The sequence below is a fragment of the Pseudomonas sp. Tri1 genome, from assembly GCF_017968885.1.
Classification (GTDB): domain Bacteria; phylum Pseudomonadota; class Gammaproteobacteria; order Pseudomonadales; family Pseudomonadaceae; genus Aquipseudomonas.
Genome location: NZ_CP072913.1, coordinates 4,657,673 through 4,677,868, shown reverse-complemented (window position 1 = coordinate 4,677,868; position 20,196 = coordinate 4,657,673). Strand labels below are relative to the sequence as shown.

The 20,196-nt window shown below is 62.5% G+C and carries 16 protein-coding genes; 10 read left to right on the top strand and 6 right to left on the bottom strand.

What is annotated here, in order from left to right; genetic code table 11:
* Window positions 1-128 precede the first annotated feature (128 nt).
* The 9 genes from J9870_RS20135 (at window position 129) to J9870_RS20095 (ending at window position 12,316) form a co-directional block, all read left to right on the top strand.
* The gene (locus J9870_RS20135; RefSeq protein ID WP_210645355.1) at window positions 129-3,335 is read left to right on the top strand and encodes a transporter substrate-binding domain-containing protein; all 3,207 of its coding nucleotides are present in this window, start codon (window positions 129-131) and stop codon (window positions 3,333-3,335) included.
* Window positions 3,336-3,459: 124 nt separating this feature from the next.
* The gene (locus J9870_RS20130) at window positions 3,460-3,894 is read left to right on the top strand and encodes a response regulator (RefSeq protein ID WP_210639684.1); all 435 of its coding nucleotides are present in this window, start codon (window positions 3,460-3,462) and stop codon (window positions 3,892-3,894) included.
* A gap of 75 nt (window positions 3,895-3,969) precedes the next feature.
* Window positions 3,970-4,623, top strand: a complete 654-nt coding sequence (locus tag J9870_RS20125; RefSeq protein WP_210645354.1) for a response regulator transcription factor — start codon at window positions 3,970-3,972, stop codon at window positions 4,621-4,623.
* Window positions 4,624-4,848: 225 nt separating this feature from the next.
* A complete protein-coding gene (locus J9870_RS20120; protein ID WP_210639683.1) occupies window positions 4,849-5,715 on the top strand; it encodes a pirin family protein in 867 nt (288 codons plus the stop codon).
* A gap of 178 nt (window positions 5,716-5,893) precedes the next feature.
* Entirely contained in the window at window positions 5,894-7,336 is a 1,443-nt protein-coding gene (locus J9870_RS20115) for a mechanosensitive ion channel family protein (RefSeq protein WP_210639682.1), read from the top strand.
* 267 nt (window positions 7,337-7,603) lie between these two features.
* Window positions 7,604-8,044: a carboxymuconolactone decarboxylase family protein gene (locus J9870_RS20110; RefSeq protein WP_210639681.1), complete on the top strand. Its 441-nt coding sequence runs from the start codon at window positions 7,604-7,606 to the stop codon at window positions 8,042-8,044.
* 213 nt (window positions 8,045-8,257) lie between these two features.
* Window positions 8,258-8,758 carry a sigma-70 family RNA polymerase sigma factor gene (locus J9870_RS20105; RefSeq protein WP_210639680.1) on the top strand — a complete coding sequence of 167 codons (501 nt, stop codon included), beginning with the start codon at window positions 8,258-8,260 and terminating at the stop codon, window positions 8,756-8,758.
* Between the two features lie 37 nt (window positions 8,759-8,795).
* Entirely contained in the window at window positions 8,796-9,779 is a 984-nt protein-coding gene (locus J9870_RS20100) for a FecR family protein (RefSeq protein WP_210639679.1), read from the top strand.
* Window positions 9,780-9,877: 98 nt separating this feature from the next.
* Window positions 9,878-12,316 carry a TonB-dependent receptor gene (locus J9870_RS20095; protein WP_210639678.1) on the top strand — a complete coding sequence of 813 codons (2,439 nt, stop codon included), beginning with the start codon at window positions 9,878-9,880 and terminating at the stop codon, window positions 12,314-12,316.
* A 91-nt stretch (window positions 12,317-12,407) separates the two neighbouring features.
* Here the strand turns inward: J9870_RS20095 and J9870_RS20090 are convergent, their stop codons facing one another.
* On the bottom strand, window positions 12,408-13,559 hold the full coding sequence (locus tag J9870_RS20090) for an MFS transporter (protein ID WP_210639677.1): 1,152 nt from the start codon (window positions 13,557-13,559) through the stop codon (window positions 12,408-12,410).
* A 169-nt stretch (window positions 13,560-13,728) separates the two neighbouring features.
* Here J9870_RS20090 and J9870_RS20085 point away from each other — a divergent pair, with 169 nt between their 5' ends.
* The gene (locus J9870_RS20085; RefSeq protein ID WP_210639676.1) at window positions 13,729-14,721 is read left to right on the top strand and encodes a diaminopimelate epimerase; all 993 of its coding nucleotides are present in this window, start codon (window positions 13,729-13,731) and stop codon (window positions 14,719-14,721) included.
* 193 nt (window positions 14,722-14,914) lie between these two features.
* On the opposite strand, the gene codA is transcribed toward J9870_RS20085, so the two are convergent.
* From codA to J9870_RS20060, 5 genes are all read right to left on the bottom strand, one after another.
* Window positions 14,915-16,162 carry a cytosine deaminase gene (gene codA, locus J9870_RS20080; RefSeq protein ID WP_210639675.1) on the bottom strand — a complete coding sequence of 416 codons (1,248 nt, stop codon included), beginning with the start codon at window positions 16,160-16,162 and terminating at the stop codon, window positions 14,915-14,917.
* Window positions 16,163-16,176: 14 nt separating this feature from the next.
* Window positions 16,177-17,448 carry a cytosine permease gene (gene codB, locus J9870_RS20075; protein WP_210639674.1) on the bottom strand — a complete coding sequence of 424 codons (1,272 nt, stop codon included), beginning with the start codon at window positions 17,446-17,448 and terminating at the stop codon, window positions 16,177-16,179.
* 265 nt (window positions 17,449-17,713) lie between these two features.
* Window positions 17,714-18,529, bottom strand: a complete 816-nt coding sequence (locus J9870_RS20070) for an alpha/beta hydrolase (RefSeq protein WP_210639673.1) — start codon at window positions 18,527-18,529, stop codon at window positions 17,714-17,716.
* A 108-nt stretch (window positions 18,530-18,637) separates the two neighbouring features.
* On the bottom strand, window positions 18,638-18,994 hold the full coding sequence (gene queD, locus J9870_RS20065) for a 6-carboxytetrahydropterin synthase QueD (protein ID WP_003203918.1): 357 nt from the start codon (window positions 18,992-18,994) through the stop codon (window positions 18,638-18,640).
* A gap of 83 nt (window positions 18,995-19,077) precedes the next feature.
* Window positions 19,078-20,157: a patatin-like phospholipase family protein gene (locus J9870_RS20060; protein WP_210639672.1), complete on the bottom strand. Its 1,080-nt coding sequence runs from the start codon at window positions 20,155-20,157 to the stop codon at window positions 19,078-19,080.
* Window positions 20,158-20,196: the final 39 nt, after the last annotated feature.

The following is a 20,196-nucleotide window of genomic DNA, read 5'->3' as shown; positions in this document are numbered from 1 at the left end:
CTGTTTGAAAGGCTCGGTTCGCTGTTCCCTCGTATTGGCAGTCTGAACCCATCAGCCGGTCACCCTGACTTACGGTGAAGTCAGTGGTGCGCCGGGCCGATTACGCCAAGCGAAACAACCTGATCCAGATGAAGCTGCTTTTACGCACAGGCCTGGCGGCGCTGTTGCTGGGCTCATTGAGTGTGGCGCCAACCGTTGGCGCGGCACCCGAGTTGCTGGATGTGCTCGGGCGTTCCAATGTGAGCGACTATTCGGTGTCCCTGGACGAGGCCGATTGGACCTGGCTGCGGCAAAAGGGCACGTTGCTGCTGGGCGCCTCGGCGCCAGACGACCCACCTTTCGGCATCACCGGCAATGGCACAGACTATGAAGGGCTGACCGCTGACTATGCCCAGTTGCTCGGGCAGTTATTGCACGTCAAGGTGCAGGTGCAGCGCTATCCGTCCCGTGCCGAATCGCTCCAGGCCCTGCGCAGCGGCGAGGTTGACCTGCTCGGCACCGCCAACGGTTTCGAGGCCAGTGACCCGGACCTGGCGATGTCCCAGGCCTACGCCGATGACTTGCCCACCCTGGTGGCGCGCATCGACGACAGCCAGGACTTGCCTGCGGACCTGGCGGACAAACGGGTCGCGATGCTTTATCACTACTTGCCGCCGGAGACAGTCGAGGCCTTCTATCCCAAGGCGTCCTTGCAGTTGTATCCCTCGACCTTGAGCGCCATCGGCGCCGTGGCGTTTGGTCAGGCCGACGTCTATCTGGGGGATTCGATCAGTGCCAATTACCTGATCAGCAAGAATTACCTGAACAATATCCAACTGGCGGACTTTTCCCGCATGGAAGTGCAGCCATTCGCCTTTGCGCTCAGGCGCGACAATGGGCGCTTGTTGCCCGTGGTCAACGCGGCGCTGCAAGCCATTCCCGCTGGCGAACGCATGAGCATCCTGCGCCGCTGGAGTGCTGGCGGCGCGAGCATGCCGGGTCAGCAAGCGTTGCATTTCAGTGTCAAGGAACAGCGCTGGCTGGACGCCCATCCGCGGATCAAGGTGGCGGTCAACGAAAATTTCCTGCCGCTGACGTTCTTCGACGAGCAAGGCCATTTGCGCGGCATCGGCGCCGATGTGCTGGCCCGGATCAGCTTGCGCACCGGTTTGAAATTCGACGTGCAGCGGGGTGGCTCGGTTGACGACCTGATCGGGCAGATCGAGAGCGGCAAGGCGGACATTTTGGCTACCGCCATACCCAGCGCCGAACTCGAAGACCAATTGCGTTTTACCCGACCGTACCTGACGAACCCGTTCGTGTTGGTGGTGCCCGCTCGGGACAAAGTCCCGCTGACCCTGGACCAGATGGCCGGCAAACGCCTGGCGCTGGTGCGTGGCAACGTGCTGCGCGAGTTCCTGCTGGAGCAGTTTCCCCGCGTGCAGTTGGTGGTGGCGCAGAATACCGCCGACGCCATGGCCATGGTCGCCGCCGGCGCGGCGGACGGTGCGATCAATCCGCTGATCAGCGCCCGCTACCTGATCTCCCGTCAGTACCGCGACAAGCTGCAGGTCACCAGCACCGTGGGCACTTTGCCGGCGCGCGTTGCCCTGGCGACGAATCGGGGAGCATTGGAGCTCTATTCGATCCTGGACAAGGCGCTGTTGAGCATTTCCCCCGAAGAGATGGACGAGCTGACCAACCGCTGGCGCAGTGAAGTGGTGATCGATGATAGCTACTGGCTGCGTAACCGCACGACCATCGTCCAAGGGTTTGCCATCGCCGCGCTGCTCTTGCTGCTGGCCTTTGGTTGGGTCGCGTACCTGCGGCGGCTGCTGGAGCAGTTGCGGGTGGCCAAGGAGCGCGCCGACGACGCCAATCGGGCCAAGACCACTTTCGTGGCGACCATGAGCCATGAAATCCGCACACCCATGAACGCGGTGATCGGCATGCTGGAACTGGCCCTGAAAAAAGCCGACCAGGGTGTGATGGACCGGGTTGCCATCGAAGTCGCGTCGGGGGCCGCCCGGGGTCTGCTGGAGCTGATTGGCGACATTCTCGACATCGCCCGCATCGAGTCGGGCAAGCTGTCGCTGGCGCCAGAGCGGGCCAACCTGCGGGAGTTGCTCGAGTCGGTGGCGCGAATGTTCGAAGGCCTGGCCCGGCAGAAGCACCTGCGCCTGCAACTGGACCTGGATGCCGCGATCGACCGCGCCGTATTGATCGACCCGTTGCGCTTCAAGCAGATCGTCTCGAACCTGTTGGGCAATGCACTCAAGTTCACTGATCAGGGCCAGGTGCGCCTGAGTGTGCGCGGCGAACCGGGCCTTGAGGGCGGGCGTCTGGGCGTCTGCCTGCGGGTCGAGGACAGCGGCTGCGGTATTTCCCTGGAGGACCAGCGACGCCTGTTCAGCCCCTTTACCCAGGCCAGCGATAACGCCCAGTCGGCCCGCAGTGGTTCCGGGCTGGGCCTGGTGATCAGCCGCACCTTGTGCGAAATGATGGGCGGCACCCTGGCGTTGAGCAGCATGCCGGGGGAGGGCACGCAGGTCGAAGTCCTGCTGAACCTGCCGGTGCTCGACACCTTGGCGCAAGCCCCGGTGGACTCGGACGAGGTGCTGGGGGCGGGGCGGGCGCTGAGCATTCTAGTGGTTGACGATTACCCGGCCAACCGCCTGCTGCTGTCCCAGCAACTGAACTATCTGGGGCATTGTGTCGAGGCTGCCGAGGACGGTGTCCAGGGGCTGCATGCGTGGCGCGCCGGCCTTTTCGATGTCGTCATCACCGACTGCAACATGCCGTTGCTGAGTGGCTACGAACTGGCCCGGGCCATTCGTGACGAGGAGCGCGCCCGAGGCTTGGTACCGACGGTAATCCTGGGGTTCACGGCCAATGCCCAGCCCGAGGAAAAGTCCCGCTGCCTCGAAGCCGGGATGGACGACTGCTTGTTCAAACCCATCGGCCTCAGGGAACTCAATGGGTGCCTGGCTGCGGTCACCGCGGACGCTGTGACACCTTCGGCCATCGATGACATCGACTTGAGCAGCCTCGAACAACTGATTGGCGGCGATGCGACCGCCATCAGGACGCTGCTGGCGGAACTGGTCAGCAGCAATGCCGAGGATCAGGCGCGATTGCTGCACCTGGCCACCCGACAAGACTTGCCGGGCCTGGCGGACTTGGCGCACCGGATCAAGGGCGGGGCGCGAATCATCCAAGCGCAACGCCTGATCGCCGCCTGCGAGGCGCTGGAAAGTGCTTGTCGGGGAGGCGACACGTTGCTGCTCGCCGAAGCCGTGGAAGAACTTCACCAAGCCATGGACCACCTGGCTGAACGACTGAAAATCGAGATGTGAGGCTATATCCGTCCTCATTTTAGGATTAGTCCTACATCGCCCTTCAAAAGCTTCCTCTAGCCTGACGGCCTTTAATGTTCTTGAGCCGGTGCCTACCTGGCGCGTTGCTATTGGAAAGCTTGCCATGCCGAACAAAGCACTCCGTATCTTGATTGCCGATACACAACATACCCATCGAATAGTGCTGGAGCGCCTGTTCAACCAACAGGGTTATTTCCGGGTTGTCCCCGTGAGCAATTTGCAGGAATTACTGACGCTGGTGGAGTACGGCAGCGAGCCGTTCGACCTGATTGTCGTCAACGCAGAGCTCGCAGGTGGGGCGCTGGACCTGCACGATTTTGTTATCTATAACCCACAGGTTCGTCACGGGATGATTTACAACACTCAACCGGCCAGTCAGTCGCCGGTGCCTGGCGCGCGCCGATCGAGCATGCACCTGAGCCAGGCCCCACTGCCTGACCTCGCTTCACTGCGGTGCCTGATGGCGCGGGTTGACCCGCAAGTCCATGAGCCGCTGCAACCGTGGGGGCAGTCCCTCAGGCAGGGCCATGGACGCTGAGCCAGACCGTTGGTCTGCACTGTCAGGTCTGACAGGTGGCATGACTTGGCACGTGTGCAAGAGTCCGGTGCGGTCATGGCACCGGTGTCGTTTGTATTGACTTGGGGAACTGCCTTGAAAGACGTGTTGATCGTGGATGACCACCCTGTCATACGAGGGGCATTGCGGCTTATCTGCCAGAACGAGGGGTTCAACCGCGTCAGGGATGCCGCCGGCGCAACCGATGCCAGGGCCCTCATCAAGGAGAGTGCGCCAGACCTGGTGATCCTGGATCTGGTAATGAACGGGTTCGATGGCCTGGACTTGCTGGTCTGGATCATGGCCCAGTTTCCTGAGTGCGCCGTGCTGGTATTCACTTCCCAGGACGCGCAGCACTTCTGCAACCGTTGCATCTCGGCCGGTGCCCGGGGGTTTGTGACCAAGAAAAGCGACCTGAAGGAGCTGATCAAAGCCATTCATGCGCTCAAGTCCGGTTACGCTTATTTCCCGCAAATGTCCGTCAGGCTGGATTTTCAACAGCGCACCGAACAGCAGGCCCTGGAGAGTCTCTCCACTCGCGAGCTGTCCATTCTGCGCATGCTGTCCATGGGCATGCGCGGCAAGGACATCGCCGAAAACCTGTTCCTGAGCCCAAAAACCGTCAGCACCTACAAGACCCGCTTGCTGGAGAAGCTTGGGTTGAAATCGTTGGTGGGCCTGTCGGATTTTGCCAAGCGCAATCATCTGTGAATGAACCACACCAAAAGCTGTGGGAGCGAGCTTGCTCGCGATAGCGGCCTGACCGTCGATGCATCATTGACTGATAGAGCGCAATCGCGAGCAAGCTCGCCCCCACAGTTTTCGATCACCGTTCCCCAGGTAGAACGCTAAGGCCGGTTTTTGCAGTCTAGTGCTCTAAAGGTGTCGGTTTTATCCTGTGTCCATTAATCGCAATACCCGATTTGGAGACACAGCATGAAAAACATCATCGGCCTCTACACCAGCCCGCGGCCCCATTGGGTCGGCGATGGTTTCCCGGTCCGCACGCTGTTTTCCTACGACAACCTGGGCAAGCACATCAGCCCGTTCCTGCTGCTGGACCACGCGGCCCCCAGCGAATTCACCCCCACCACTGAGCGTCGCGGCGTCGGCCAACACCCGCATCGCGGCTTCGAAACCGTGACCATCGTCTATCAGGGCGAACTGGAACACCGGGATTCCACCGGCAGTGGCGGCAAGATCGGCCCTGGCGATGTGCAGTGGATGACCGCCGCGTCCGGGATCATCCACGAAGAATTCCACTCCGAAGCCTTTGCCCGCCAGGGTGGCTTCATGGAAATGGTCCAACTGTGGGTCAACCTGCCGGCCAAGGACAAAATGGCCCCGGCCGGCTACCAGACCCTGCTCAAGGGCGACATTCCGAACATCGCCCTGAAGGACGGCGCTGGCAATCTGCGCCTGATTGCCGGGACCTTCGAGGGGCAACAAGGCCCTGCGAAGACCTTCACGCCCATCGATGTCTGGGACATCCGCTTGAATGCCGGGAAAGACCTGATCCTTGATTTGCATGAAGGCCACAACACCGCCTTGGTGGTGCTGCGCGGTTCGGTCCAGGCCAATGGACGTGAACGGGTCGAGGCCGGGCAGTTGGCACTGTTCGAGCGCGCCGGTGACCAGTTGAGTTTGCAAGCCGACAACGATGCAGTGGTGCTGCTGCTCAGCGGCGAGCCCATCGACGAACCCATCGTTGGTCATGGCCCGTTCGTGATGAACAGCGAGCAGGAAATCCACCAGGCCTTCAGCGATTTCCACTCCGGGCGCTTCGGCCAGATGGATGACTGAGGCGACACAATCGCTGTGGGAGCGAGCTTGCTCGCGATAGCGATCTGAATGTCGATGCATCATTGATCGATACACCGCCATCGCGAGCGAGCTCGCTCCCACAGGGTTTTTGTGGTGAGCTCCACGCCGTGTTCAATCTGTGCCAATCTTCGCCAATGATCTTCTTGGAGCTGTGCCGATGCTGTCTCTGATCTCCGAGCACCCGCTGCTCTGTGCCCTGGTGCTGCTTGCGCTCGACCTCCTGATGTGGCGTCTGGTCAGTGCGGATCGGACCTACTGGAAAATCGGCGGGCGGCTGCTGATCTTCTCGTTGTTCAGCATGCTGCTGTTCAACGAGGGCCTCAACCCCATGGAGCCGGCGCAGTGGGTCGACGACGTGCCGCGGCACTTGGCGGCCACCGGTTTGCAGATTGCCTGGTGGTTGTTCGCCGCGCGAACCCTGACGGTGATGATCGGCGCGGCGATGATGCAGCGGGTCGGCCATACCGGGCGGTTGCTGCAGGACTTGCTGGGCGCGGTGATTTTCCTGATCGCGGTCATCGCGGCCCTGGCCTATGTGCTGGACTTGCCGGTCAAGGGCGTGCTGGCAACGTCTGGCGCGATGGCGATCATCGTCGGTCTGGCCTTGCAGAGCACCCTCAGCGATGTGTTCTCCGGGATCGTGCTCAACACCACCAAGCCTTATCAGCTCGATGACTGGATTTCCATCGATGGCACCGAAGGCCGGGTTACTGACATCGACTGGCGGGCGACACGGTTGCAGACCGCCCAAGGCAGCATGGCGGTGATCCCCAACTCACTGGCGGCCAAGGCCAAGGTCATCAATTTCAGCCGACCCAGCGATGTCCATGGCTTGTCCATCAGCGTCGAGGTCAGCCCTCACGCGCGCCCTCAAACCGTGATCGATGCCCTGGAACGGGCCATGATCGGCTGTCGTACCTTGCTCACCAACCCGGCACCCTGTGTGACGCTCAAAAGCAGCGGCAGCGGCGGGGCCGAATACGAGATCAGCGGGTTCGTCGCCTCCAGGGCCCAGAAACGCGAGGTGCGCAACCAGCTGTTCGACCTGGCGTTCCGGCATTTGCAGGCATCGGGCGTGAGCCTGTTGTCCACCAGCGAAAGTGCCACGGCCAATGGCGCGTCGCGGCCCCGGGCGTTGCTGGAAAGCTCGAACATTTTCTCCACCTTGCGCCAGGATGAAAAGGAAACCTTCAGCCAGAACATGACCCTGCAAACCTTCCGCGCCGGTGACGTGATCCTGGCAGCCGGGGAGGTCAGCGATCATCTGTTCATCATCGAGTCCGGCGTGGTCAGCGTGAGCCTTGTGCGCAATGGCCAGCCGTTCGAAGGCGGGCGCATGGGGCCGGGAGAGGTGATCGGCGAAGCCGGGATCGTCGCCGGGCAGGCTGCGCTGGCGAGCTTTTCGGCCAAGACCTTCTGCACCCTTTATCGCATCGAAAACAGCTACCTCAAACCCTGCCTAGACGCCCGTCGCGACATCAACGACGCCATGAAAAACCTGCTGGACGTGCGCATGCACCTGGCCCAGAACCTGACCCGCGAGCTCCCCAAGCCGGTTGCCAAGAAGCGCTTTTTGCAATGGCTGCGTAGCCGGGCCTGAACCCTATCCGAACGACGAGCACCGCTCCCTCGCTGTGGGGAGCAAAGCTTGCTCGCGAAAACAGGCGCCTCGATCTCTGAAGGACCACATGGCACCCATCGCGGGCAAGCCTTGCTCCCACAATCCCTCGCCACACCAGGTTCGTGTGCTTCCCAAAGGATAAACATCGGTCTCCCATTGGCCACCCGAACTTCCCAACAATTGGCTATTTGTCCCACGCCAGCGCAAAGCTAACGTAGCTCCACACCTCATTGTTTGGAGCTCACCATGCAACCGCGTATCGATTTCTACACCGCGTCCCCCGATGCTTTCAAAGCCATGCTGGCCCTGGAAACCGCCGTCTCGAAACTGGGCCTGGAAAAATCCCTGCTGGAACTGGTCAAGCTGCGTTCCTCGCAAATCAACGGCTGTGCCTTCTGTATCGACATGCACACCGCCGACGCCCGCAAGGACGGCGAGACCGAGCGCCGCCTGTACGCCGTGACCGCCTGGCGCGAAGCGCCGTTCTTCACCGGCCGCGAACGCGCTGCCCTGGCCTGGACCGAAGCCCTGACCTGCCTGAGCGACACCCACGCGCCAGACGCCGACTACGCCCTGTTGAGCGAGCATTTCAGCCCCAAGGAAATGGTCGACCTGACGGTGGCGATCAACGCCATCAACGGCTGGAACCGTCTGGCGGTGGGGTTTCGCAAGATGCCCGAGGCGTAGTCAGTAGAAAAACCTGTGGGAGCAAAGCTTGCTCGCGATAGCGGTGGGGCGGTCGCACATAGGCCCGCCGATAGCGCGCCATCGCAAGCAAGCTCGCTCCCAGAAAGATTCAATCCTCAGTTTTAAAGCTTCGGACGACGGACGCCGCAATCCGTTTGCTTCCTATTAATAGGAAGCATTACTATTCGTACCCCGTTCCCACAGCGCGCCGCGATGATTCCCAAGCTGCCCCGCAGACCCGGCTTTTTCGAGCATTACGAAGAGTTGATCGGCACCTGGACCCGTCGCTTGCGCAATCGCCAGCAGGCCGAGGATCTGGCGCACGATACCTTCGTGCGGGTGCTTGAGTCCGATTCGGCCGGGGTCGAGCAGCCGCGGGCGTATTTGCACCAGACGGCGCGCAACATTGCAGTGGATGGCTATCGGCGCGAAGATCGACGGGGAGCCATGGAGGAGGCGGCGGTCGACCACAGTCAGTCGCTTTCGGGCGACCCGGAGCACTACATGCACGCGATCCAGCTGGCAGACTCTATCGAACGAGCGCTTGCCGAGCTGCCGGCCAACTGCCGCACGGTGTTCGTCTGGCAGAAGATCGAGGGCCTGACCCAGGCGGAAATCGCCGAGCGCCTGGGCCTGTCCAAGAACATGGTGGAAAAGTATATGATCCGCACCCTGCGGCATCTGCGCGATCGTCTGGACGGGCCTGGCCAATGATCGGTCGTCATCTTCCACCTGAGTCACAGGACCTTCCATGATGGATAGCCGTGAATGCCCGTGCGGGCAGGACAAGGTCCGCGACGCGGCGGCGCACTGGTTCGTGCGCCTGCAGGCGCACGGCATGAGTGTCGAGGAACGCCAGCGTTTCGATGCCTGGCTGGGTGAACATCCCAACCACCGCGACGAAATCCAACTGCTGCAAGGCATTTGGAGCGCCACGGACCTGCTGCCCAGGGAGCGCCTGCAAGCGTTGTGCGAGCGCCCCGCCGAACGGCCCAGGCGTCGGCCACTGTTGCGCTACGCGGTGGCCGCCGGGTTGCTGGCGGTGGCGATCGGCCTGGGTCTGTTCAGTGGCTTGAGTTCTTCCACCGATTACAGCGGCGAATTTGCCACGACCCTCGGCGAGCGTCGGCACATCGCATTGCCGGACGGTTCGATGATCGACCTCAACAGTCGCAGCCGAGTGCGTGTTCAATTCGCCCATCATCAACGCTGGGTGGAACTGGCCGAAGGCGAGGCGTTGTTCACTGTCGAGCATGATGCCGGCCGGCCATTCACCGTTGATGCGGGCAACGGTCAGGTGACGGTGACCGGGACGCGCTTCGACGTGCGCCGCGACGCCGACAAAACCCGGGTGGCGGTGGAGCAGGGCAGTGTCAGGGTCCAGGGACGCGATGCACCGCGAACCCAGTACGTCAGCCTTACGCCGGGCCTCGGTACCCAGATCGATGCCCAGGGTAAAGTGGCCACACCTTACGCGATCAACGCCGAGGCACTCACCGCCTGGCGCAACGGCAAATTGGTATTCAACAACGCGCCCTTGAGCGAAGTGGCGCAAGAAGTCTCCCGTTATCGCGCCAACCCCCTGCGGGTCGGCAGCGCGGCGGTGGGCAACCTGCGCCTGACCAGCGTGTTCCGTTCCGACAACCCTGAGGCGCTGCTCAAAGCCTTGCCCAACATCCTGCCGGTGGCAGTGCGCACTCTGGATGACGGCAGCCAGGAAATAATTGCGCGATAGATTCAGGTTTTTTTCGAGTTCTTCGTCTTCTTGTCCAACTGCAACTGGTTTGCATTAACAGACGCGTATTCTTGCGATTCGACAGGACAAGGTTCGACGTGAAAACCTCCGCCAAACACAACAACCGCCTCTCTTCATCCTGGCTGCCGCTGGCCTTGGCCCTGGCTGTCAGCGCCGCGCTGCCCCAGGCGTTCGCCGAGCAGGCGACCAGCAACATACACATCCAGGCGCAACCGCTGGGCCAGGCCCTGAGCCAACTCGGCCAGCAGACCTCGTTACAGGTGTTCTTCAGCCCCGAGCTAGTCGCTGGCAAACAAGCCCCGGCGGTGGACGGCACCCTGTCGCCGGAAGCGGCGTTGCGCCAACTGCTCCAGGGCAGCGGCCTGCAATACCAGATCGACGAAGGTTCGGTGACCGTGTTGCCGGCGCCGACGGCGTCCACCGCTGGCCCCATGGAACTGGGGGCGACGGAGATTCAGGTGGTCGGCGACTGGCTCGGCGATGCCAACGCCGAAGTGGTGCAGAACCATCCCGGCGCGCGCACGGTGATCCGCCGCGAAGCGATGGTGGAGCAGGGCGCCATGAACGTTGGTGATGTGCTGCGGCGTGTGCCGGGTGTGCAGGTGCAGGATGCCAATGGCACCGGTGGCAGCGACATTTCCCTGAACGTTGGCGTGCGCGGCCTCACCTCGCGCTTGTCGCCGCGCTCTACGGTGTTGATCGACGGCGTACCGGCCGCGTTCGCCCCCTATGGCCAGCCGCAACTGTCCATGGCACCGATCTCCTCGGGCAACCTGGACAGCATCGACGTGGTGCGCGGCGCCGGATCCGTGCGCTACGGGCCGCAGAACGTCGGTGGGGTGATCAACTTCGTGACCCGGGCGATCCCGGAAAAGGCCACCGGCGAAATTGGCAGCACCCTGGAAACCTCCCAGCGCGGTGGTTGGAAGCACATCGACACGGCGTTCCTCGGCGGCACCGCCGACAATGGCCTGGGCGTGGCGCTGTTGTATTCGGGCGTCAATGGCAATGGTTATCGCCGAAGCAACAACGACAACGACATCGACGACGTCATCCTCAAGACCCATTGGGCGCCCACCGATGTGGACGATTTCTCGCTGAACTTCCATTACTACGATGCCAAGGCCGACATGCCCGGTGGCCTGACCCAGAAGCAGTATGACGCCGACCCGTACCAGTCCGACCGCGACTGGGACAACTTCAGCGGGCGACGCAAGGATGTGTCGTTCAAGTGGTTGCGCCAGATCGACGATCGCACCCAGGCCGAAGTGCTGACCTACTACTCCGACAGCTACCGTGGCAGCACCATCGCCTCCCGGGACCAGCGCAACCTGGCCTCCTACCCGCGCACCTATTACACCTTCGGCATCGAGCCTCGGGTGTCCCACGTGTTCGACCTGGGACCAACCACCCAGGAGGCCAGCGTTGGTTATCGCTACCTCAAGGAAGGCATGCACGAAGAAGCCAGCCGCTTGGCGTTGCGTAACAACGAGCCGGTGGTACGGCCGGGCTCCGACGGTCACGTTTACCAGGACCGCACTGGCGGCACTGAAGCCCATGCGGTTTACATCGACGACAAGATCGATATCGGCAAATGGACCATCACCCCGGGGATCCGCTTCGAAAGCATCAGCACCCAGTGGCATGACCGCCCCGTGCTCGACACCGCCGGCCGCCCGGTGCAGGAAAAACGCCGCAGCATCGATAGCAACGAACCGCTGCCGGCCCTGAGCGTGATGTATCACTTGTCCGATGCGTGGAAGCTGTTCGCCAACTACGAGACGTCATTTGGCAGTCTGCAATACTTCCAGCTCGGCCAGGGCGGCGACGGCAACAACACCGCCAATGGCCTGAGCCCGGAAAAGGCCAAGACCTACGAGATCGGCACGCGCTACAACGATGACGTGTGGGGCGGGGAAGTGACGCTGTTCTACATCGACTTCGACGACGAGTTGCAGTACATCAGCAACGACGTGGGCTGGACCAACCTGGGTGCGACCAAGCACCAGGGCCTGGAAGCTTCGGTGCACTACGACATGGCCGCCCTGGACCCACGCCTCGAAGGCCTCACCGCCAATGCCGGTTTCACCTACACCCGCGCGACCTATGAAGGCCAGATCCCGAGCTTCAAGGGCCGCGACCTGCCGTTCTATTCCCGTCAGGTGGTGAACCTGGGCCTGCGCTATGACGTCAACCGCTGGACCTACAACCTCGATGCCTTCGCCCAGTCGAAACAGCGCTCGCCGGGTACCGGCGTGAACGCCGATGGCAGTTTCAGCGGTGACTACATCACCGACGGCACCGCTGACGGGCAGTACGGCGACATGCCGGGCTATGTGCTCTGGAACGTGCGCGCCGGCTATGACTTCGGTGAGCAACTGTCGAACCTGAAACTCGGCGCCGGGGTGAAGAACCTGTTCGATCACCAGTACTACACCCGCTCCAGCGACAACAATTCGGGCATGTATGTGGGTGCACCGCGTACATTCTTCGTGCAGGCCAGTGTGGGGTTTTGATGAAAATCCAGGGTTGACGCGTACCCTTGTGGCGAGGGGATAAATCCCCTCGCCACAGAGAAGCTCCTTGTCACAAACAATGATATGAGTCTTAAACCTTCAACACTTTGCCACTCGCCGCCACCGCCACCAGCGACAGCGCAATCAGCCCAAAGGCAAAGCTCAGACTGCTGCCATGGGCAACGAACCCGATCAGCGCCGGGCCGGCGAGGATGCCGGCATAGCCGATGGTGGTGATGGCCGGTACGGCGATCGCTTCCGGCATCAGGGTCTGTTTGCCGACAGCGGTGTACAGCACCGGCACGATGTTGGAACACCCGGCGCCCACCAGTGCATAACCCAACAGCGCGGCTTGCCACATCGGTGCCAGGGTCGCCAGCAGGAATCCGGTCGCAGCAATCGCACCGCCGTAGATGATCACGCGCTTGGCGCCCAAGCGGTGCACCACCGAATCCCCCGTCAGCCGGCCGACGGTCATGGTCAGCGCGAATGCGGCATAGCCCAGGCCGGCATAGGCGGTATCCACCGCGCGTTCGGTGGTCAGGAATACGGCGCTCCAGTCCAGCACCGCGCCTTCGGCGAGGAACACGATGAAGCACAGGATGCCAATGAACAGCACCACGCCGTGGGGAATGGCAAACGCCGGGCCCGAGCTTTCACTGCCATAGGGCAGCAGGTGCGGCGCAGCCTTGAACAACGCCACCAGCAGCACCGCGTTGACCACCAGGGTCGCCCCCAGCGGCGAAAGCCCGAGGCCGAGCAGGGCGCTCACGCCCGCCGCGCCGATGATCCCGCCGAGGCTGAACATGCCGTGGAAGCCCGACATCATGGTCTTGCCGCTGGCGCGCTCGACGATCACCGCTTGCAGGTTCACGGTCGAGTCCACGGTGCCGAGGCCGGCGCCAAACAGGAACAATGCCGCCACCAGCCAGGGCAGGGAGGTCATCGTCGCCAGTAGCGGCAACGCCAGGCAGATCAGCAGCGTGCCGCCGCTGAGCACCCGCCGGCAGCCGAACCGTGCCGCCAGCGCGCCGGAAATCGGCATCGCCAGGATCGAGCCCACCCCAAGGCACAGCAACAGCAAACCGAGGGTGCCCTCATCCAGGTCGGCCCGCACCTTGGCGTAAGGCACCAGCGGCGCCCAGGCGGCGATGCCGATACCGGCGATGAGATAGGCGATGCGGGTGGACATCTGTTCCAGGCGTCCTGGGATAAAGGTGGGTGGTGGCGTGATGGCAGTCATGAAACGTCCTTGGCTTACTTGCGGTGCGCTGGTGCGGGCAGGGGCCTATGCTTGCATATCCACTGACCGCACCGCGACTCCAAGGTGCCGGCCAAAGCGCAGGCTTTGCTCCCATAGCCTTTGCCAGCATAAAGTACCGGCCTTTGCTGGCTGATTCCGGGTCTGGTCCATGGCGCAGTTTTATGATGCACGCGGCAATATTTATGGGGTCGTTTCACCGCAACAAGTGCGTGACCACGGCATTGACCTGCCGCCGTCAGCCGCCCTGGCTGCGCAGCGGCGCGAGGCCTGGGCCGTGGCTGCCGTGCATGCCTTCTGCAGTTGGGCACCGGGCGAAGCCCCGCCGGATGCCAAGGCTCATCGCAGCGACGGTCTGTTGGTCGGTCCGTTCCAGAACGAACCGCCCTTTGACGTTTTGATCGTCAACACCGACGGCACCCTGGCCGAGCGTAGCGGCAACGGCCTGACGATTTTCTCCCAGGCGCTGAAAGAGCAAGGCTTGATGCCGGGGGAGGGTGAGTGTGTGCTGCAGGTTCATCACGACAGACAGCAAGGCCCGTCACCGCTGCAGACTTCGGTGCAAGCTGCTGAGTTCGAGGGTGTGCAGGGCTTCTGGCTGAACCTGGGGAAACCGCTTTTCGGGCCTCGGGCCGTTGGTGCTCACGGTGTGGAGAATGTGAACTTCAATCTGCGCGATGTCAGTCGAGTGGCCGCGCTCCATGGGTTGAATCCGGCATGGGGCAACAGCCAGTTCGTGAGCATCGGCAATCCTCATTGCGTGACTTTGGTGGAGGCTGCCGAGGCGCTGCCGAGCAACGCACAAATGCGTGCCTCGCCGTTGTCGCAAAGCCTGACCCGCATCGCTTATACGGCGCCCGCTGGCGATGGGGCTCCATGCCCGGCGGGGGTGAATCTGCAATGGGCCTGGCGCGAGGGCGAAGGGCGGGTCGTCGCCCGGGTGTTTGAACGGGGCGAAGGTCCCACCGCGTCCTCGGGCACCAGCGCCAGTGCCGTGGCCAGTGCCGCGTGGCGGGTGGGTTGGGTGCAGGCGGGGCCGGTGAGGGTGGTGATGCCGGGAGGGATTGCGCCGATTTTGTTGGAGGAGCAGGCCGGCGAGCTGATGCGGGTCAGGTTGTTTGGTACGGCGCGGCTTGTGCCCTAGAAAATCTGGAGTCCCGCGGCGCGGCCAATAACGCCATCGCGAACAAGCTCGCTCCCACATTTTGATCTTCAGCGGGCACGAAATTTGTGTCCGACACAGACCACTGTGGGAGCGAGCTTGCTCGCGATAGCGGCGGGTCAGTCATCTCAATGTCAACGGGTGGACAGCAAGCTCACTCTCACTCTGGGGAACATCAGCCCAACTGCTGCGCAAACTCCACCACCGGCATCTGCCGCTTCATCAGTACTTCACCGTTACGAATCGAGTACAGCGGCAAGCCCTGGCTGCGGATTACCTCGTAATCACTGTCCGCCGACAGGATCAGCAGGTTCGCCGGTCGCCCTGGCTCCAGGCCGTAGCGCTCGCCCAGGGCCATGGCCTTGGCACTGTTGTCGGTGACCAGATCGAGGGCGCTTTGCAGGTTGCGGTAACCGAGCATGTGGCAGATGTGCAACCCGGCTTCGAGCACCCGCAGGATGTTGCCATTGCCCAACGGGTACCACGGGTCGACGATGGAGTCCTGGCCGAAGCATACGTTCATCCCGGCTTCGAGCAGTTCATTGACCCGGGTGACGCCGCGGCGTTTGGGGAAGTTATCGAAGCGCCCTTGCAGGTGAATGCTCTCGGTGGGGCAAGAGACGAAGCTGATGCCCGAATGCCCGAGCAGGCGAAACAGCTTGGCGCAGTAGGCGTTGTCGTAGGAGCCCATGGCCGTGGTGTGGCTGGCCGTGACCCGCGTGCCCATGTCACGACTGCGGGCTTCTTCGGCGAGCACTTCGAGAAAGCGCGAGTGCGGATCATCGGTTTCGTCGCAATGCACATCCACCAGGCAGCCGGTACGCTCGGCCAGGTCCATCAGGAACTTCACCGAGCTGACGCCTTGGTCGCGGGTGTACTCGAAATGCGGAATGCCCCCCACCACGTCGGCGCCCATGCGGATCGCTTCTTCCATCAGCTCGCGACCGTTGCGGTAGGACTCGATGCCCTCCTGGGGAAACGCGACGATCTGCATGTCGATCAGGTGGCGACTTTCCTCGCGCACTTGCAGCATCGCCTTGAGGGCCGTGAGCTCGGGATCGGTCACGTCGATATGGGTGCGCACATGCTGGATGCCATGGGCGGCGAGGGCCTGGATGGTTTTCTTGGCGCGAGTCTTGGTGTCTTCCGCGGTGATGGTGGCCTTGCGTTCGCCCCAGCACTCGATGCCTTCGAACAGCGTGCCGCTCATGTTCCAGCGCGGCTCGCCGGCGGTAAGGGTCGCGTCCAGGTGGATATGCGGCTCGACGAAAGGTGGCACCACCAGGTTGCCGCCGGCGTCGAGATCCTGCGGACCGAGGCTGGGGGCCTCGGTCTGGCGGGCGATGTTGGCGATCAGGCCGTTTTCCAGGTGCAGTTCATGCAAGCCTTCGCGGTTGCGCAGGCGGGCGTTGATGATGTGCATCAGGCGAGTCCTTCTTAAAGATCTTGTAGGGGGGCGTTGGTGGCGCGAATTCCCATTACGCCGATCAATAGCACATACGTTAGCGCGCCAGCGGCGATTCCTACCAGCGGCGCGACCCAGGGTGAGTTGAATGCGGCGACGGTGCCGATCCCGTAAGCGAACAGCCCGGGCCAATTGAACGCAGGCAACTGCGCTTCGGCCAGGCGTGGATAGCGGCCGCGCCAGCGGAAGAAGAAGTCGGCCATGATCACGCCGCCAATGGGTGGGATCACCGTGCCCAGCAAAATCAGGTACGGCACCAGCAGGTCATACATGCCCAGCAGCGCCAGCAGTGTGCCGATCAGCGCGCCGCCGAGGGTGACGGCCTTGCGCCGGCGGGTGCGCAGCAGGTTGCAACCGGCTACGGCGAAATTGTAGATGGTGTTGTCCTGGGTGCTCCAGATGTTGAGTAGCAGCATGGCCATCGCCGCCATGGCGAAACCCTGCAACAGCAGCACTTCGACCACGTCTGGCTGTTGATAGACGATGGCGCCGTAGGCGCCGATCAGTACCATCAGGCCATTGCCGAGGAAGAAGCCGATCAGGCTCGCCAGCACCGCGACCTTCGCCGAGCGGGAAAACCGCGTCCAGTTGGTCGCCTGGGTCGCGCCGCTGACGAAGGTGCCGAACACCAGCGTGATGGCGGTGGACCAGTCGAGGCTGCCCGTGGGCACTATCGCCAGCAGGCCATCGAGGCCGCCGACCTTCACCGTCGCCACCCACATCGACAGCATCAGCAGCAACATCATGGCCGGCACGGCAATGTAGGAGAGGATTTCCAAGCCACGATAGCCAATGTAGGCCGTGGCGCAGAACCCCAGGCCGAACAGCACCATCAACCCCAGCACGCTGCCCTCGCTCAGCTCGAAATACTTGCCCAGCACCACGGCGGCAGTCGCCGTGCCCCAGGCGTACCAGCCGATCTGGGTGAAGCCCAGGATCAAGTCGCTGAGCTTGCTGCCCACCTCGCCAAAACAGAAGCGCCCCATCAGCACCGAATTGAGCCCGCTCTTGAAAGCGATGTAACCCAGGCCCGCCGCATACAGGCCCAGCAGCAGGTTACCGATCACGATCACGGTGAGCATCTCGGCAAAACCGAACGCCACCCCCAGCTTGCCACCGGCAAACATCGTGGCGGTGAAAAAGGTGAAGCCCAGCAGCACCATGGCCGTGGAAGCCAAGCCCTTGCGGGCGTGCATCGGGACTTCGCTCAAGGGGTAGTCGTTGCCTGGATCGTTCTGAGTCATGTGGCGGTCCTTGCGGATGAGGGGAATATCGCAAGCGTGCAGTGGCCGTGCCAAACGAGTGAGCGCGAGGTTATTTATAGACAATCTTCGGGCTTGGGAGGCGCAAGAGGGCGAAAGCGGTGCGGCGGTGATTCAAGTTGGAACACAGATCTCATTAGCGATGCGGTCCCCCCTGTGGGAGCGAGCTTGCTCGCGATGGCGTCGGGTCAGTCATATAGATGCCAACTGACAGACCGTTATCGCGAGCAAGCTCGCTCCCACAGGTTCAGGTCAGAAATCGCAACAGTGCTGCGACGATGGCCTGCGGCGCATCTTCCTGGACCAGGTGCCCGGCGTTCGGAACCGGGTGCAATTGCGCGCCGGGAATCAGCTTGTGCAAGGCCCGGCCACGCTCGATGGGGATCCACTGGTCATCCTCGCCCCAGAGAACCTGTGTCGGGCAGCGCACGCTGGGGTACAGGTCCTGGATCTCGCGGGTGTACCGCTCGTCCATCTGCGCAATCTGCCGATAGAACGCCGCCTGGCCTGGCTCGCCAAGCCAAGGCTGTACGTAAGGCGCCAGTTCTGCGTCTGGAATATCGCGCTTGATCGCGCCGCGGATGTAGGTCGGCACGATGGCCCGCTGAATGTAATCGGGCAGGCCGCTGAACGCTGTTTCATATTGGCGCACGTGCTGTACAAAGGGGGAGCCCCAAGGTGACAGGGCCACCGGGTCGATCAGGGTCAGGCTGCGGTAGTCTTTGCCGTCGAGCAGGTGCGTGCGCAGGGCGGTGGCGCCGCCGAAATCATGGGCCACCACGTCCGGGCATTCCAGGCCCCAGTGCTCCAGCAATTTTGCGAGCAATTGGTTTTGCACGCCGAGGGACACGTCTGCATCAGGCTGCGCGGACTGGCCATAACCCAACAGGTCGAAGTAATGCACCCTGTGGGTGGCGAAGAACAGCGGGGCGATCCGGTGCCACACGTAGGAAGAAAAGGGCGTGCCGTGGACAAACACCAGCGGTGGACCATCGCCGTGGATGGCGTAGCGGATGGGGTGTCCGTTGAAGTCGTAGGTCTGATCCAGCAGCCAGTTGGTCATGATCGATGTTCCACTGAGAATGGCTCAGGGGAAAGAGCATAGGCCAATGCGATTCAGCAGGGGAGACACCCTTGTGGCGAGCGAGCTCCCTTGCCACAAGGGGAATGGTTATTCGCCGTGATAGATGCAACCGCTGGTGCATGTCTCATGGATGCGAATGGCACTGAGCTCCGGCAGCAACGGCTTCAACTCATTCCAGATCCACTTGGCCAGGACTTCGCTGGTAGGGTTTTCCAGGCCAGGGATGTCGTTGAGGTAGTTGTGGTCCAGGCGCTCGTAGAGTGGCTTGAAGATCGCCTTGATCTCCGAGAAGTCACGGATCCAGCCGGTATGCGGGTCGATGTCGCCACTCAAGTGGATCGCCACTTTGAACGAGTGACCGTGCAGGCGCCCGCACTTGTGGCCATCCGGCACGTGGGGCAGGCGATGGGCGGATTCGAAGGTAAACTCTTTGAAGATTTCCACTGGTTCGGGCTCTTTAAGGTAGCGGTCGCGAGGCAGGCGGCGGAGTTTATCAGTTTGATCCAGGCGTTGCGCGAGCGTGCTGACTAAAGGGTCAGCAAACGCTCGCCCAGCCCACCGTTGGCGCTCAGTTCGAGAAACTCATCACCGAGCCGGCGGCTCTCGTCCATCGCCGTGCGCCAGTACTTGCGACGGCTCGGGTCATCGCCCATGAAACGCTTGAAGTCATTCCGGTCCGGCAGTTTGCCGTAGGGCAGGCGCGCCAGGTATTCACGGGACGGCGCCAGCAACAACACGTCCTGAAGGCGGTCGACATTGCCTTTGCGCCACGGCAAACCTTTGTCGAACCAGCCGGGAATGACCCGGTCGGTGAAGTGCGGATACAGCACGATGTCCTCGCCGCTGTAAGGCAGGTCGAGGTGGTAGTCCAGCAGGCCGCCGTCACGGTAGGTGCCGGCACCGGCGCCGGGCAGGTCGCGCACACCTTCCATCACCATGGGGATCGAACCCGAGGCCAGCAGGGCCTGGCGCAGGTTGTCGGCTTGCAACGCAACGAAACGTGACGGAAAGTCCTTCAGCGGATGCAGGGGCGGGGCCAGGCGCGGGTCGTGGATGATCAACCGTTCGAAATGCCGCGACAGCCGTGCACGGCCTCGCAGGTTGTCGGCGATCACCGACGACAAGCCCAGGCCCAGCCGTCCGCGATGATCGAGCGCCAGCAAGCCGTGACTCTTGACCACCATGATGTTGAGCCGGTAATGCGGGTTGTCGAGGATCGAGCTGTCGCGGCCTTCGAGCAAGTCATCGAGCATGCGCTGCGAGCTCTGGCTGACCCCGGCCATGGTCACGCCTTTGGCGAAGCTTTGTTCGTTGTACAAGGTGCCCAGGCGTCGGATCCCCTCGGCGGCATCCGGCAGGCAGGCGCTGGCGAAGCGCCAGGCACCCACCGAGGCCCCGATCAGCGAGCGTTCTCGGGGCGCGGCGGGTAGCCATTGGCCGAACAGCGCCAGGTCCAGGCCCTGGATACCCAAGGCCTTGGGACCACCGGCGGCGCCCGGCAGGATGCCGACGTCGGCGGCGTTCAGGCCGGCCTGGCGAATGCGTGCAAAGGCACGTGGACCGGCCTTGAGGGTGAGGGCGGGGAACTTGATGTGGATGGCGGTCATACCGGTCTCGAAAGCAAACAAGCGGACAATTATAGCGAC

Excerpts from the sequence above, each read along its gene's own strand:
- J9870_RS20135 (WP_210645355.1), top strand. The coding sequence starts at position 129 with ATGAAGCTGCTTTTACGCACAGGCCTGGCGGCGCTGTTGCTGGGCTCA.
- J9870_RS20130 (WP_210639684.1), top strand. The coding sequence starts at position 3,460 with ATGCCGAACAAAGCACTCCGTATCTTGATTGCCGATACACAACATACC.
- J9870_RS20125 (WP_210645354.1), top strand. The coding sequence starts at position 3,970 with ATGGCACCGGTGTCGTTTGTATTGACTTGGGGAACTGCCTTGAAAGAC.
- J9870_RS20120 (WP_210639683.1), top strand. The coding sequence starts at position 4,849 with ATGAAAAACATCATCGGCCTCTACACCAGCCCGCGGCCCCATTGGGTC.
- J9870_RS20115 (WP_210639682.1), top strand. The coding sequence starts at position 5,894 with ATGCTGTCTCTGATCTCCGAGCACCCGCTGCTCTGTGCCCTGGTGCTG.
- J9870_RS20110 (WP_210639681.1), top strand. The coding sequence starts at position 7,604 with ATGCAACCGCGTATCGATTTCTACACCGCGTCCCCCGATGCTTTCAAA.
- J9870_RS20105 (WP_210639680.1), top strand. The coding sequence starts at position 8,258 with ATGATTCCCAAGCTGCCCCGCAGACCCGGCTTTTTCGAGCATTACGAA.
- J9870_RS20100 (WP_210639679.1), top strand. The coding sequence starts at position 8,796 with ATGATGGATAGCCGTGAATGCCCGTGCGGGCAGGACAAGGTCCGCGAC.
- J9870_RS20090 (WP_210639677.1), bottom strand. The coding sequence starts at position 13,559 with ATGACTGCCATCACGCCACCACCCACCTTTATCCCAGGACGCCTGGAA.
- J9870_RS20085 (WP_210639676.1), top strand. The coding sequence starts at position 13,729 with ATGGCGCAGTTTTATGATGCACGCGGCAATATTTATGGGGTCGTTTCA.
- codA (WP_210639675.1), bottom strand. The coding sequence starts at position 16,162 with ATGCACATCATCAACGCCCGCCTGCGCAACCGCGAAGGCTTGCATGAA.
- codB (WP_210639674.1), bottom strand. The coding sequence starts at position 17,448 with ATGACTCAGAACGATCCAGGCAACGACTACCCCTTGAGCGAAGTCCCG.
- J9870_RS20070 (WP_210639673.1), bottom strand. The coding sequence starts at position 18,529 with ATGACCAACTGGCTGCTGGATCAGACCTACGACTTCAACGGACACCCC.
- J9870_RS20060 (WP_210639672.1), bottom strand. The coding sequence starts at position 20,157 with ATGACCGCCATCCACATCAAGTTCCCCGCCCTCACCCTCAAGGCCGGT.